We start from the raw sequence: 14143 nt of genomic DNA on the forward strand, positions 1-14143 counted from the left end.
TACTTCCTTAACAGACAAAACTGACCGGCGCGCCGCCCTGCGGATGTGGCAGGATGCCCATCGGGATGCCATAAATCGCCGCCAGCACGTCAGCCTGCATAAGGGCGTCGGCGTCCCCGTCGGCAATCATCGCGCCCTGACGCAGCGCCACCAGATGGTCGCAGTAGCGCGCAGCCATATTAATATCGTGCAGTACCGCAATCACCGTTAATCCTCGCTGCTGGCTCAGCGTTTTTATCAGCGCCAGCACCTCGACCTGATGGGCGATATCCAGCGCCGACGTCGGTTCGTCCAGCAGCAGACAGCGGCTGTTCTGCGCCACCATCATCGCCAGCCAGGCGCGCTGACGTTCGCCGCCCGACAGGCTGTCGACCAGCCGTCCGGCAAAGGGCTTCAGCCCGACCTGAGCAATCGCCTCGTCGACTCTGTCGCGATCCTCCTGACCAAAGCGCCCCAGTGCGCCGTGCCAGGGGTAGCGGCCAATCGCCACCAGTTCGCGAACCGTCATTCCTTCTGCCGCCGGTAACTGCTGCGGCAGAAAGGCGACTTCGCGGGCAAAGGCTTTGCTGTTCCACTGCCCGATCGGCTGCTGATTCAGCCGCACCTCGCCGTGGCTGGCCGCATGATGACGACCCAGCATCTTCAGCAGCGTCGACTTGCCGGAGCCGTTATGACCAATCAGTGCGGTCATTTTGCCCGGCGGAAAGGTCAGCGACAGCGGCTGAAGCAGCGTGCGACCTGGCACCTCAAAACCGGCGTTGTCCAGTGTAAAGGTCGACTCTTCTGGGTGAGGATGCGGCATGGTTATCCCTGTAGCGAACGGGCGCTGGCGCGCCCGGTTAAATCAGAACCTGAAGGTCGCGGTGCCGACAATCTTACGCTCCGCGCCCCAGTAGCAGGCGTATTCACGGTAGCAGCTGGCGACGTAGTCACGGTTGAACAGATTGTTGACGTTGACGCCCACGGTTGATCCCGGCAGGCCGAAACGGCCCAGGTCATATTTCAGCGCCGCATCAACCGTAGTGTAACCGGCCACCTTAAAGTTCTGGTTCTGCTGTGCGCCAGTGCTGTAAAGCCCCTGGCTCTCGCCGACATAACGTACACCCGCCCCCACCGTCACGCCCGATAAGGCGGTCTCGTGGAAGGTGTAGTCGCTCCAGAGTGAGGCCATATTTTTCGGCACCTGCACCGGCGTTTTGCCTTTCAGCAACGTGTCTTCAGTATATTCCGCATCGGTGTAGGTGTAAGAAGCCGTCAGGTTAACGTTGGCATTCAGCGCCGCTTTCGCTTCCAGCTCCACGCCGCGTGACCGGATCTCACCGCTCTGCACGCTGAAAAGCACATTGTTCGGATCCGCAGTCAGGTTTTTGGTTTTCGTCAGCTGATAAAGCGCGGCGGTAAGCACCACCGGACGATCTTTCGGCACATACTTCACCCCCGCTTCATACTGTTTCGCACGGGACGGATCAAAAGGTTGCCCGCCAGATGTTGTACCTGCCGTAGGAATGAAGGATTCGCTGTAGCTGAAATAGGGCGCGATCCCATTGTCGAAAACGTAGTTAAGACCACCGCGCCAGGTAAACGCCTGATCGTGGTTTTTAATTTCGGAATCACCATTACGGTTCAGCGCGGAGGTCATTGCATAATCGTAGCGGCCACCCAACGTCAGCACCCAGCGGTTCCACTCCATCTGATCCTGCGTATACAGGCCAGTCTGCTCCTGCTTATTCAGATACTGATAGGGGAAAGGGGCCCCGACATTTGCGTCATTGCCATACTGCGGATGAATGGCATTCAGAGAGGCTGCACTCCCGAAGGCGGCATCAATATCGTTACGCGTCCGCTGATAATCCACGCCCAGCAGCAGCGTATGATCCACCTGGCCGGTCGCAAATTTTGCCTGCGCCTGGTTATCCACCGCGAACTGGTTCAGCTTCTCGTGCGAGGTCGCGGAGCCACGGGTGATCGCCTGCGTGGCCGGGATAAAACCGTTGCCGTAGATGCTGCGATAGTCGGTGCGCAGATCGGCGTAACGCAGATTCTGACGCAGCGTCCAGGTGTCGTTGAGGCTGTGCTCAGCGTTATAACCCACCATTTTGGTGGTGCGCGAAATTTTGTTGCTCTGCTCACCTTCATCGAAGTCAGTCGGCAGTTTGTACTGGCTGCCGTCGGCGCGGGTAATGGGTACGACAGTGCCCTGCCGCGGCAGCCAGCCGTAATAGCCGGTTTCCGGCTCGTTCTGGAAATAGGTCAGCAGATCGATGCGGGTGCGATCGTCGGGACGCCAGCTGAATGAGGGAGCGATGGTGTAGCGCTTCTCTTTGTTCATCGCCTGCTGCGCATCCTGACTGCGCGCCTGGCCGGTCAGTCGATAGCTGTAGACGCCGTCATCATCCAGCGCCCCGCCGAAATCAAAGCCGGTCGAGAAGAGATTATCGTTGCCCATCTGGAACTGCACTTCACGCAGGGTTTCCTGCGTCGGCCGCTTGCTCACCAGCGCAACCACACCGCCGGGATTGCTTTTGCCATACAGTACGGAAACCGGGCCGCGCAGCAGTTCGGCGCGCTCCAGGAAGTAGGGATCGATGGCAAACTCAGAGTAGTTATCCCCCTGCAGTTTCAGGCCATCGAGATACTGATTGGTATTGGTTTCGCTGAAGCCACGAATCGACAGGGCATCATAAACGTCTGAGCTGCCGCGGTTTCCGGTCAGCACGCCAGGGGTGTAGTTAAACGCCCCTTTGACGCTGGTGACGTTGCGCATCGCCATCTCTTCGCGGGTCACCACGGAGACAGACTGCGGGTTTTTTTCAATCGGCGTATCAGTTTTGGTACCGGTGGCGCTGCGCTTGGCCGCGACCGTCGGTGCCGGGCCCCAGGGGTTTTCCGCTTCGACGCCGCTGCCGCCCTCGGCCGAGACGACCAGGGTTTCCGGCTGCGCCGCGTGAAGGCTGGCGCTGAGACTGAGGGTGATCAGGATGCCCAGAAGAGGACGGGAAAAGGTTTTTTGGGTGTTGTCAGAAAAAGTCGTTCGCACGTTCATAAAAGTGTCTCTGGACAGTAGGCGCAGTCAAGCGAATCGAAACGATAATGATTATTATAACGTTTCGATAATATGCGAAAGGCCTCCGGCACTGCAAGCGGAAATCCCCGCTGTGACAGCCTGCGCAGGCCAGCACGCGCCGGATCGTCAGGGATAAAAAAAAGGGCGCCGGAGCGCCCTTTTTAACCGGTCAGACCGGTTTATTTGCCAAACATATCTTTTATCCAGCCCGCTACGCCGTCGCTATCCTTCTGCTCCTGCGGCTGCTGAGCCGGCTGCTGTTGCTGCTGCTGCTGATCGAACAGCTGTTGCTGCTGCTGAATCTGTTGCTGCTGCTGCTGACACAGCGCATTCGGATCCAGCGCCCACACCGGCAGCGAACGCCAGGTGCTGCTGCCCGTGCCGCAGACAAAGTTCCCGGCAGAGTCCACATTCATCATCGACACATCTTCCGGCGGCGTCAGCTGCAGCGGCATCGGTGCCTGGATATCCAGGTAGCGACGATAGAGCTGCATCGCCCCGCTGGCACCGTAGAGTTTAGTCGGCTGGTTGTTGTCGCGTCCCACCCAGGTGATCGCCACTTCTTTGCCATCAATACCGGCAAACCAGCTGTCGACCAGGTCGTTAGTGGTCCCGGTTTTACCGGCCAGATGCGCATTCGGGAAACGCGCGCCCAGCGCACGGGCGGTGCCGTGATCGGCAACCTGCTGCATGGTGTAGAGTGTCAGATATGCGGCCTGCGCCGGTTCAACACGCTGCGCCTGCGGATAGCTCTGATAGAGCACGCTGCCATCTTCCGCAATCACCGAACGCACGGCGGACAGCGACGCGCGGTTGCCGCCGCTGGCGATCGACTGGAACGCCTGCGCCACTTCAACCGGCGTCAGGTTCAGGGCACCCAGCAGCATCGCCGGAACCGGATGCAGCTGATCTTTCGGTACGCCCAGTTTGTTCCATGTCTCCACCACCGCATCCAGACCCAGCGTCATCCCGAGGTTAACCGTCGGCACGTTCATGGAGTTGGTCAGTGCATCCACCAGCATGACTTTACCGCTGAAGCGACGGTCGTCGTTCATCGGCTTCCAGATGCTGCCGTTAGGCTGCTTCAGCGCAATCGGCTCATCCGCAATCCAGCTGTTCAGCCGGTAACTGTTCGGCTGGCTCAGCGCGGTAAGGTAGGTCGCCGGTTTCGCCAGTGAACCGATTGAGCGGCGCGCCTGCAGCGCACGGTTATAACCGGCATACTGCGGATCTGCCCCGCCGACCATCGCACGCACTTCGCCGCTGAAGCGGTCGACCACCACCATCGCCGTTTCCAGATCTTTCAGGCCACGCTGTTTTTTCAGCGTCGGAATGCCATCAATCACCGCTTTTTCAGCCGCATCCTGGGAGACCGGATCCAGCGTGGTGAAGATTTTCACGCCGGAGAGATCCTTGATCTTATCGCCCAGCTTCGCCTGCAGTTCGTTGCGCACCATCTGCATAAAGGCAGGCTGTGGCGTGATAACGCCGCCTTTCGGCTGGACGCCCAGCGGACGCGCCGACAGCATGTCATACAGCTCCTGGTCGATCACTTTCTGCTGCTGCAGCAGACGCAGCACCAGGTTGCGACGCTCCAGCGCCAGTTTCGGGTTACGCCACGGATTGTAGAGTGACGCACCTTTCACCATGCCGACCAGCATCGCCTGCTGATCCAGACTCAGTTCATCAACCGGACGGCCAAAGTAGTAGAGGCTCGCCAGCGGGAAACCACGGATCTGATCGCTGCCCGCCTGACCGAGATAGACCTCGTTCAGGTAGAGTTCCAGAATGCGATCTTTGCTGTAGCGCGCATCCATGATCACCGCCATATAGGCTTCACGCGCTTTACGCCACAGCGAACGCTCGTTGGTGAGGAACAGGTTCTTCACCAGCTGCTGTGTCAGGGTACTGCCGCCCTGCACCGCTTTACCGGCCGTGATGTTCGCCAGGAAGGCGCGACCAATCGAGTAGGGGCTGATGCCATCATGCTCATAGAAGTGACGGTCTTCGGTGGCGATCAGCGTATCGACCAGCAGATCCGGGAAGCCGGTACGCGGAACGAAGAGCCGCTGTTCACCGTTCGGCGACTGCAGCATGGTGATCAGGCGCGGATCGAGGCGGAAAAAGCCAAAATCGCGGCCGGTTTCGAGGTTTTTAATCTCGCTCAGCTCATCCTTCGTGAAGCTCATGCGTGCGTGGATCTGCCCCTCTTTACTGTCGGGGAAATCAAACGGGCGACGCAGCAGTTCAATCGTGTTGCCCTTCACCGAGAACTCGCCAGGGCGGGTAATCCGGGAGACTTCGCGATACTGGGTACCTTCCAGCAGCGCCACCATTTCACTTTTGTTATAAGCCATGCCCGGTTCCAGGCTGACCATGCGGCCATAGACGGTAGCGGGCAGTTGCCACACTTTACCGTCGATGCGGCTGCGAATTTCCGAGTCGAGGTAGATGCCCCACGCGGCCATCACCACCACAAACACCAGGAACAGTTTGATTATCCATCCCAGCCAACGGCGTTTGCCGCGCGGCGGTTTTCCACCTTTACCTTTACGTGGCACCGTCGCTTCCTCCTCGTCATCATTAAAATCGTCCTGACCGATATCCTGTTCGATATCCCTGCGTCGTCCCCGGCCCGTACTGCTGCGCGGCGGCAACGCTTTACCTTTGCGCCCAATTGGTTCGCGATCGTTCCCAGACATTACTTTTCTTCTCCAGGCAGTGCTTACGGCAGCGCCGCTACTCTAACTGCTTTCTCGCGTGCCGCATGGCAGAACCCTCTGAATTCGATCCAGTGGACTCAACCCTGCGGGGACATTTTTTTGGTCCGCCTTGTGGGTAAGGCGGTGGCCGGATCCTCTGGCCAGAGATGTTTAGGATAGCGCCCTTTCATCTCTTTCCTGACCTCCGGCCAGGCTCCCCGCCAGAACGCCGCCAGATCGCGGGTGATCTGCAGCGGGCGCTGGGCGGGCGATAACAGCTCCAGCACCAGCGGGACGCGCCCGTCGGCGACCGCCGGATTACGCGCTTCGCCAAACATCTCCTGAATCCTCACCGCCAATACGGGCGGCTTATCTGCATCGTAGCGAATGGGCAGCCTGCTTCCGGTCGGCACAGTGTAATGAGTTGGCAGCGCACTATCCAGCCGCTGGCGTTGTGACCATGTGAGTAAATGTAAGAGTGCGGTCGTCAGGTTCACCGCCTGCAGGCTGCGGAGATCGCGCACGGCTGACATCTGCGGCAGCAGCCACTGTGACAGGCTCTCAAGCAGCGTGCTGTCATCGGTAGCGGGCCAGTGCTCTTCCGGCAGCCACTGCGCCGCACACTGGATGCGCAGACGCAGCTGCTCAGCCTCTGTGGTCCAGCCCAGCACCGACAGCCCCTTTTCGCCGATCCAGCGCAGCATGGCGGCATGCAGCACCTCCGGCTCCGGGCGCGCCATCGGCTGGGTTTTCAGCACCAGCGCGCCGATCTGCTCACGCCTTAACGCCCGCAGTGTGCCTTTCTCTTCATCCCACTCCACTTCAGTCCGGCGCTCCACCAGTGCCGGCTGCTGCTGGCACAGGGATTCAATATCGACCGGCAGGGCCAGCAACATACGGGCATCCGGCGTGGCGCTGGTCTGCAACAGGGCGGGAGCGATCAGCCATTCACTGCGCGTCAGGCCATCCTGCTCATCAAGCCTGGCACCCAGCCCGTTAGCCAGCTGATAGCGTCCGCTCTGGTCGCGCCGCCGCGCCAGCCGATCGCCAAATCCGGCCGCCAGCAGTCCGGCAAAACGGTCATCATCGACCCGGCCGCCCCGGATCCGGAGCCGCTGCTGCCACTGCTGCGCCCGCCGCAGCCACTGAGGCTGAGGCCGGTGCAGCGCATCGCGCAGATCGGCGCTGCCGCTGCGCGGCGGATCTTCCAGAATCGCCACCAGCAGCGCGGCGCTGGCGACCGCATCCGGATCGTCTCCTGCGGCACAGAGCAGCGCCGCAAGGCGGGGATCGCAGCCCAGCTGCGCCATGCGCCGTCCCAGCGGATTCAGCAGGCCGTGGCTGTCCAGTGCCCCCAGCCGGGTCAGTTGCTGTTTTGCCGCGTCGAGGTGGCGGGCGGGCGGTTCATCCAGCCACTGCAGTTGCCCGGGCTGTGTACAGCCCCACTGCAGGAGATCCAGCCACAGCGAGGAGAGATCGCTGCTGAGGATCTCCGGTTCACTCTGCGCCGCCGCACGCGCGGCCTGCTCCTGAGGCAGTAAATGCAGACAGATCCCTGGCATCAGTCGCCCCGCACGGCCCGCACGCTGGATCATTGAGGCCTGACTGATCCGCTGGGTCTGCAGGCGCGTGACCCCGCTGCGGGCGTCAAACAGGGCGCTGCGCTCCAGGGCGCTGTCGACCACCAGCCGGATCCCCTCAATGGTCAGGCTGGTCTCGGCAATATTGGTGGCGAGCACCACTTTACGGCGTCCGGCGGCGGCGGGCAGAATCGCCTGTCGCTGCGCCGCCAGCGGCAGCGCGCCATACAGCGGGGTCAGATCCACATCGTCACCGATCCGGGATTCCAGCTCGCGCTTCACCCGCTCGATCTCCGCCACGCCAGGCAGAAACAGCAGCAGCGAGCCGCTCTCGTCCCGCAGCAGCTGGGCGACCTCCCGGGCGACCGCCTCTTCGAACCGCACCGTCTGATTCAGTGACGCATAACGCCGTTCGACCGGAAAGCTGCGCCCCTCTGAGACGATCAGCGGCGCATCAGGCAGCCGTGCCGCCAGCCGGGCATTATCCAGCGTGGCGGACATCAGCAGAATCTTCAGATCGTCGCGCAGCCCCTGCTGCACATCGAGCAGCAGCGCCAGCGCCAGATCCGCCTGCAGGCTGCGTTCATGAAATTCGTCGAGGATCACCAGTGACACGCCCTCCAGCATCGGATCCTGCTGCAGCATCCGCGTGAGCATCCCTTCCGTGACCACTTCCAGCCGGGTCTGAGGGCCGACGCAGCTTTCGCCGCGCATCCGGAACCCGATCGTGGCCCCCGGCTGCTCGCCCAGCTGCTCTGCCAGACGCTGCGCCACGTTACGTGCCGCCAGCCGCCGTGGCTCCAGCATGATGATCCGTCCCGGCAGCCCCGCCTGCTGTAACAGCTGCAGCGGCAGCCAGGTCGATTTGCCCGCGCCCGTAGGGGCGGCCAGCAGGATTTGAGAGGCCTCTTTCAGCGCCGCCAGAAGGTCAGGCAGCACCGCGCTAACCGGTAAATCGCTCACAGCAAACTCCGCTTCTGCCTGTGCTAAGATGACGCGCATTGTAGCATGTGATATTTGCCGGAGAGCGCCATGGCGACACAACGCTTATTTTTTGCCCTCAGCCTGCCTGACGATATGCAGCAGGCGCTGGTGCGCTGGCGAGCCGACACCTTTCCGGCGGAGGCGGGCGTGCCGGTCGCCGCGGCGAATCTGCACCTGACGCTGGCGTTTCTGGGTGAGGTGACGCCGGACACCTCACAGCGCCTGCAGACCCTGGCGTCACGCATCGTTCAGCCCGGCTTTGATCTCGATCTGGATGACGCCGGACACTGGCCGCGCCCCGGCGTGGTCTGGCTCGGCTGCCAGCGCGCGCCGCGCGGTCTGCTGCAGCTCGCCAGCCTGCTGCGGGCGCAGGCCGCCCGGCATGGCTGTCACCAGAGCCCGCAGCCGTTTCATCCGCACATTACGCTGCTACGTCACGCTACGCAGCCGGTAGCGTTGCCGCCGCGCGGCTTTCACTGGCGTTTTCGCGTCTCCCGTTTTTCACTGTTCGCCTCTGAGTTCAGCCGGGGCCGGACCCGCTATCGCGCACTGGCCAGCTGGCCACTCTCTTCTCAGGATCCGCATGCACTTCTCTCCGCCCCTTAAACCCGCCCGTCTGATCGCCCGCTATAAACGCTTTCTGGCCGATGTTGTGACGCCCGACGGTGAGGTGCTGACGATCCACTGCGCCAACACCGGTGCCATGACCGGCTGCGCCACGCCGGGCGATCGGGTCTGGTACTCCACCTCCGACAGCCTGACGCGCAAATACCCCCATAGCTGGGAGCTGACCGAAACGCAGCAGGGTCACTGGATCGGTGTCAATACTCTGCGTGCCAACCAGCTGGTGGCCGAAGCGCTGGATCAGAACTGGCTGCCCGCACTGGCCGGTTACAGCCAGCGTCAGGCCGAAGTTAAATATGGTACTGAAAAAAGCAGAATTGATTTCCTGCTCAAAGCAGAGGCCCGGCGCAACTGCTATATTGAGGTCAAATCCGTCACTCTTTTACATGAAGGCAAAGGGTATTTTCCGGATGCGGTGACGATTCGAGGCCAAAAGCATCTGCGTGAACTGGCGACAGTGGCGGCAGAGGGCCATCGGGCCGTTTTGTTGTTTGCCGTTCTGCACTCGGGGATTGAGGACGTTTCCCCGGCACGCCACATCGATGCGGCGTATGCAGAACAACTGGCTCAGGCGCAGCAGGAGGGTGTAGAGGTTTTAGCGTACCAGGCAGCACTGTCGGCGCAGGGGATGTTTCTTAAATCGCCGATCAGCGTAACCTTGTAATATCTTTTGCAATTTTATGTGCTAAGAATGTTCTGTGCTAAACGCCGAATACGCTGTTCCTCACAGGCTTGTCAAGGTGTGTTCATGAAGAATTGCCAACCCTGACTGCTTCTGTTATTTATAGCGGCCTGTTTTTTTCCCCAATGGGGGATCGATGTACCCCGCAGAGGTCAAATGCAGGCTGGCAGTCCCGCCCCTGCGAGACGTCAGTGAAAGGGTATAGTGCGTGTTATCCAGGAGAAGCAACATGCAAGAAGGTCAAAACCGTAAAACATCGTCCCTGAGTATTCTCGCTATCGCCGGAGTCGAACCTTATCAGGTGAAGGCTGGCGAAGAGTATATGAACGACGCACAGCTGACTCATTTTCGTAAGATTCTGGAAGCCTGGCGTAATCAATTGCGGGACGAAGTCGATCGTACCGTATCGCACATGCAGGATGAAGCTGCCAACTTCCCGGACCCGGTTGACCGTGCCGCACAGGAAGAGGAGTTCAGCCTGGAACTGCGCAACCGCGATCGCGAACGTAAACTGATTAAAAAGATCGAGAAGACGCTGAAGAAAGTCGAAGATGACGACTTCGGTTACTGCGATTCCTGTGGCGTTGAGATTGGCATCCGCCGTCTCGAAGCACGTCCGACAGCCGATCTCTGCATCGACTGCAAGACGTTAGCAGAAATTCGTGAGAAACAAATGGCCGGCTGATGCCGCGTCCAGCCTGTTACCACGCAGTGGAGCACCTGCTGTTTCGTTCCCTGCGTGGTCACTTCTGACCCCTATGTCATCCTCCTGTATCGGCCGTTTCGCCCCCTCTCCGTCTGGTGAACTTCACTTTGGCTCGCTGATTGCTGCGCTGGGCAGTTACCTGAGTGCGCGCGCGCAGAATGGCCTCTGGCGGGTAAGGATTGAAGATATCGATCCCCCCCGCGAGGTACCGGGTGCCGCCAGCCGCATTCTGCAACAGCTGGAACACTATGGCTTAACGTGGGATGGTGAGGTGCTCTGGCAGTCTCAGCGTCATGAGGCCTATCGTGAGGCGCTGGACTGGCTCCGGACGCATCGTCAGAGCTATTACTGCACCTGTACCCGACGCCGCATCCAGCAGATGGGTGGCTTCTATGATGGCTACTGTCGCGATCGGCAGCGCGGACCGGAGAATGCCGCACTGCGTTTACGCCAGCATACGCCGGTTCTGGCCTTTGAGGATCGCCTGCGCGGTCGGATAGAGGCGGAGCCCGCGCTGGCGCAGGAAGATTTTATCATTCACCGCCGGGATGGCCTGTTTGCCTATAACCTGGCGGTTGTCGTCGACGATCACTTTCAGGGCATCACTGAGGTGGTGCGCGGCGCAGATTTGATTGAGCCGACGGTACGCCAGATTGCGCTCTATCAGCAATTTGGCTGGCCGGTGCCCGACTGGATGCATCTGCCACTGGCGCTGAATCACGATGGCAATAAGTTATCGAAGCAGAATCACGCTCCCGCCCTGCCGGAGGGCGATGCCCGACCGCTGCTGGTTGCAGCGTTACGCTTCCTCGGGCAGCCGGTTTCCAGCGGCTGGCAGGACTTAACGCAGGAGAAACTGCTGTCTGATGCGGTGGCACAGTGGAATATCGCTTTGATGCCGCAGGAGAACGCCCTGAAACCGGATGCACAGACAACAGCATTCTCAAACGGTTCTCAACAGGCTATGATTAGCCGCTGATTTTACCTACACCCTTATTGCCACTGTCGAGGTGTCCCATTTTTACCCGAGTAGCTAATTTTTGCCGGAAAGTCCTGAAGCGAGATGAAGAGGAAGCCCCAGCAGAGGTTGAACCAGAGCGTCTTATGACCATCATTCCTCGTGAAAGCCATACCATCTCACGTAAAGACATCAGCGAAAATGCCCTCAAAGTGCTCTATCGCCTGAATAAAGCCGGTTATGAAGCCTATCTGGTAGGCGGTGGCGTGCGCGATTTGCTACTAGGGCAAAAACCCAAGGATTTCGACGTCACGACCAATGCCACGCCTGAGCAGATGCGCAAGCTGTTCCGCAACTGTCGCCTGGTAGGCCGCCGTTTCCGTCTGGCGCACGTCATGTTCGGCCCGGAGGTGATCGAAGTCGCTACCTTCCGTGGTCACCATCAGGCGGAAGAGCCCGATGAGGATCGCAACAGTTCGCAGCGCGCCCAGAGCGGTATGCTGCTGCGCGATAACATTTTCGGCTCTATTGAAGATGACGCCCAGCGCCGCGATCTGACGATCAACAGCCTCTACTACAGCGTGGCCGATTTCACCGTCCGCGACTATGTGGGCGGCATCAGCGATCTGGAAGCAGGCATTATCCGTCTGATTGGCGATCCGGAAACCCGCTATCGCGAAGATCCGGTCCGTATGCTGCGCGTTGCGCGCTTTGCCGCCAAACTCAATATGCGCATCGCGCCGGAAACCGCTGAGCCGATTCCGCGTCTGGCCTCGCTGCTGCGTGACATTCCGCCCGCACGCCTGTTTGAAGAGTCCCTGAAACTGCTGCAGGCGGGTTACGGCTACAGCACCTATCTCAAACTCTGTGAATATCAGCTGTTCCAGCCGCTGTTCCCGACGCTGGCGCGCAACTTCACGGAAAACAGCGACAGCCATATGGAGCGGATGGTGGCGCAGGTGCTGAAAAACACCGATAACCGCATTCACAATGAGATGCGCGTTAACCCGGCGTTCCTGTTTGCTGCCATGTTCTGGTATCCGCAGCTCGAAGCGGCAGAACGCATTGCGCAGGAGAGCGGCCTGACCTACTTCGAAGCCTTTGCGATGGCGATGAACGACACGCTGGATGAAGCGTGCCGCGCGCTGGCGATTCCGAAACGTATCACCTCGCTGATCCGCGATATCTGGCTGTTGCAGCTGCGCATGTCGCGTCGTCACGGTAAACGTGCCTGGAAACTGATGGAGCATCCGAAGTTCCGCGCGGCTTACGATCTGCTGGCGCTGCGTGCAGAGGTGGAGAATAACCCGGAACTGCTGCGTCTGAGCCAGTGGTGGGGCGAGTTCCAGGTGGCGGCTCCGCCACAGCAGAAGAACATGCTGAATAACCTGGGCGACGATCCGGTGCCACGCAACCGCTCGCGCCGTCCGCGCCGCCGCTCTTCCGCCCCCCGTCGCGACAACCACAACGTCTCATGACCCGGGTTTACCTCGCGTTAGGCAGCAATCTGGCCGATCCGCTGCATCAGGTTGATGCAGCGCTGACCGCACTCGATGCGCTGCCGCAGACGCAGCGCATCGCGACCTCTCCGTTTTATCGCACACCGCCCTATGGCCCGCCCGATCAGCCCGACTTTCTCAACGCCGCCGTGGCGCTGGAGACCGATCTCAGTGCAGAGGCGCTGCTGGACCATACCCAGCGCATCGAACATGAGCATGGCCGGGTACGCAAAGCGGAACGCTGGGGACCGCGCACGCTGGATATCGATCTGATGCTGTTCGGCGAGGCGCACATCAACACGCCGCGGCTGACTGTGCCGCACTATGACCTGCTGAACCGCGCCTTTATGCTGGTGCCGCTGCTGGCGATTGCACCGGATGCCTCTCTGCCGGATGGCCGCCCGCTTCGCCCCTTTCTGACCGCTCTTGATACCCGCAGCATCGTGCTTTGGCACGGCTGACGCGACAAACGCACATCTGTGATTCCGCTCTTTCACGCTATCCAGTAAACTGCGCGCATCAGAATTCCTGAGTTGAGAGCGCCATGAAGCCCACCACGATTTCCCATCTGCGTCAGGCCAAGGCCAGCGGTAAAAAGTTTGCCACGCTGACCGCCTACGATTTCAGTTTTGCCCGTCTGTTTGCCGAGGAAGGCATTCAGGTTCTGCTGGTCGGTGATTCGTTAGGGATGACGGTACAGGGGCATGATTCCACCCTGCCGGTGACGGTCAGCGACATCGCTTACCATACCGCAGCGGTTCGCCGTGGCGCGCCGCAGGCCCTGCTGCTCGCCGATCTGCCGTTCATGAGTTACGCCACGCCAGAGCAGACCTTCAACAGCGCCGCACAGCTGATGCGGGCCGGGGCCAACATGGTGAAGCTGGAAGGCGGCAGCTGGCTGGCGGAAAGCGTGCAGATGCTGACCGAGCGGGCGGTGCCGGTGTGCGGCCATCTCGGCCTGACCCCTCAGTCTGTGAATATCTTTGGCGGCTATAAAGTGCAGGGCCGCGACGACGCGGGCGCCGAGCAGCTGCTGGCGGATGCACTGGCGCTGGAAGCCGCAGGCGCGCAGCTGATGGTGCTGGAGTGCGTTCCGGTCTCCGTGGCGCAGCGCATTACCGACGCGCTCACCATTCCGGTGATCGGCATCGGCGCCGGTAACGTCACTGACGGGCAGATTCTGGTGATGCATGACGCGCTGGGCGTGACCGGCGGCCATATCCCTAAGTTTGCTAAAAATTTCCTAGCGGAGACCGGCGACGTGCGCGCCGCCATTCGCCGCTATATCGCCGATGTCGAGGCCGGAACCTATCCGGCGGCAGAGCACAGTTTCCAGTAATCCGG

11 protein-coding genes are annotated in these 14143 nt (G+C 60.5%); 7 read left to right on the plus strand and 4 right to left on the minus strand.

Going from position 1 to position 14143, the window contains the following annotated elements:
• Positions 1 to 7: 7 nt before the first annotated feature.
• The 4 genes from fhuC to hrpB form a co-directional block, all read right to left on the minus strand.
• Positions 8 to 802, minus strand: a complete 795-nt coding sequence (gene fhuC / locus ACR6AS_RS10525) for a Fe3+-hydroxamate ABC transporter ATP-binding protein FhuC (protein ID WP_434162070.1) — start codon at positions 800 to 802, stop codon at positions 8 to 10.
• Between the two features lie 42 nt (positions 803 to 844).
• Positions 845 to 3043 (minus strand): ferrichrome porin FhuA, encoded by a 2199-nt coding sequence (fhuA, locus tag ACR6AS_RS10530; protein WP_111140276.1) that lies wholly within the window; start codon positions 3041 to 3043, stop codon positions 845 to 847.
• Positions 3044 to 3243: 200 nt separating this feature from the next.
• Positions 3244 to 5766, minus strand: a complete 2523-nt coding sequence (gene mrcB / locus ACR6AS_RS10535) for a bifunctional glycosyl transferase/transpeptidase (protein WP_434162073.1) — start codon at positions 5764 to 5766, stop codon at positions 3244 to 3246.
• A 98-nt stretch (positions 5767 to 5864) separates the two neighbouring features.
• The gene (gene hrpB, locus ACR6AS_RS10540; protein WP_418799247.1) at positions 5865 to 8348 is read right to left on the minus strand and encodes an ATP-dependent helicase HrpB; all 2484 of its coding nucleotides are present in this window, start codon (positions 8346 to 8348) and stop codon (positions 5865 to 5867) included.
• Between the two features lie 30 nt (positions 8349 to 8378).
• On the opposite strand from hrpB, the gene thpR reads away from it, so the two are divergent.
• From thpR to panB, 7 genes are all read left to right on the plus strand, one after another.
• Entirely contained in the window at positions 8379 to 8936 is a 558-nt protein-coding gene (thpR, locus tag ACR6AS_RS10545) for an RNA 2',3'-cyclic phosphodiesterase (RefSeq protein ID WP_111140279.1), read from the plus strand.
• The gene (gene sfsA / locus ACR6AS_RS10550) at positions 8914 to 9618 is read left to right on the plus strand and encodes a DNA/RNA nuclease SfsA (protein ID WP_111140280.1); all 705 of its coding nucleotides are present in this window, start codon (positions 8914 to 8916) and stop codon (positions 9616 to 9618) included. The genes thpR and sfsA overlap by 23 nt, the downstream gene beginning before the upstream one ends.
• A 247-nt stretch (positions 9619 to 9865) precedes the next feature.
• Positions 9866 to 10321, plus strand: coding sequence for an RNA polymerase-binding protein DksA (gene dksA, locus ACR6AS_RS10555; RefSeq protein ID WP_111140281.1), 456 nt, complete (start codon positions 9866 to 9868; stop codon positions 10319 to 10321).
• Between the two features lie 73 nt (positions 10322 to 10394).
• Positions 10395 to 11321, plus strand: coding sequence for a tRNA glutamyl-Q(34) synthetase GluQRS (gluQRS, locus tag ACR6AS_RS10560; RefSeq protein WP_111140282.1), 927 nt, complete (start codon positions 10395 to 10397; stop codon positions 11319 to 11321).
• Between the two features lie 38 nt (positions 11322 to 11359).
• Positions 11360 to 12778, plus strand: a complete 1419-nt coding sequence (gene pcnB, locus ACR6AS_RS10565) for a polynucleotide adenylyltransferase PcnB (RefSeq protein ID WP_293774913.1) — start codon at positions 11360 to 11362, stop codon at positions 12776 to 12778.
• Entirely contained in the window at positions 12775 to 13260 is a 486-nt protein-coding gene (gene folK, locus ACR6AS_RS10570) for a 2-amino-4-hydroxy-6-hydroxymethyldihydropteridine diphosphokinase (protein WP_293774835.1), read from the plus strand. The genes pcnB and folK overlap by 4 nt, the downstream gene beginning before the upstream one ends.
• Before the next feature lie 83 nt (positions 13261 to 13343).
• Positions 13344 to 14138, plus strand: a complete 795-nt coding sequence (gene panB / locus ACR6AS_RS10575) for a 3-methyl-2-oxobutanoate hydroxymethyltransferase (protein WP_111140285.1) — start codon at positions 13344 to 13346, stop codon at positions 14136 to 14138.
• Positions 14139 to 14143 lie beyond the last annotated feature (5 nt).

Origin of the sequence: Pantoea phosphatilytica, assembly GCF_051025615.1 — a bacterium.
Classification (GTDB): domain Bacteria; phylum Pseudomonadota; class Gammaproteobacteria; order Enterobacterales; family Enterobacteriaceae; genus Pantoea.

Excerpts from the sequence above, each read along its gene's own strand:
- fhuC (WP_434162070.1), bottom strand. The coding sequence starts at position 802 with ATGCCGCATCCTCACCCAGAAGAGTCGACCTTTACACTGGACAACGCC.
- fhuA (WP_111140276.1), bottom strand. The coding sequence starts at position 3,043 with ATGAACGTGCGAACGACTTTTTCTGACAACACCCAAAAAACCTTTTCC.
- mrcB (WP_434162073.1), bottom strand. The coding sequence starts at position 5,766 with ATGTCTGGGAACGATCGCGAACCAATTGGGCGCAAAGGTAAAGCGTTG.
- hrpB (WP_418799247.1), bottom strand. The coding sequence starts at position 8,348 with ATGCGCGTCATCTTAGCACAGGCAGAAGCGGAGTTTGCTGTGAGCGAT.
- thpR (WP_111140279.1), top strand. The coding sequence starts at position 8,379 with ATGGCGACACAACGCTTATTTTTTGCCCTCAGCCTGCCTGACGATATG.
- sfsA (WP_111140280.1), top strand. The coding sequence starts at position 8,914 with ATGCACTTCTCTCCGCCCCTTAAACCCGCCCGTCTGATCGCCCGCTAT.
- dksA (WP_111140281.1), top strand. The coding sequence starts at position 9,866 with ATGCAAGAAGGTCAAAACCGTAAAACATCGTCCCTGAGTATTCTCGCT.
- gluQRS (WP_111140282.1), top strand. The coding sequence starts at position 10,395 with ATGTCATCCTCCTGTATCGGCCGTTTCGCCCCCTCTCCGTCTGGTGAA.
- folK (WP_293774835.1), top strand. The coding sequence starts at position 12,775 with ATGACCCGGGTTTACCTCGCGTTAGGCAGCAATCTGGCCGATCCGCTG.
- panB (WP_111140285.1), top strand. The coding sequence starts at position 13,344 with ATGAAGCCCACCACGATTTCCCATCTGCGTCAGGCCAAGGCCAGCGGT.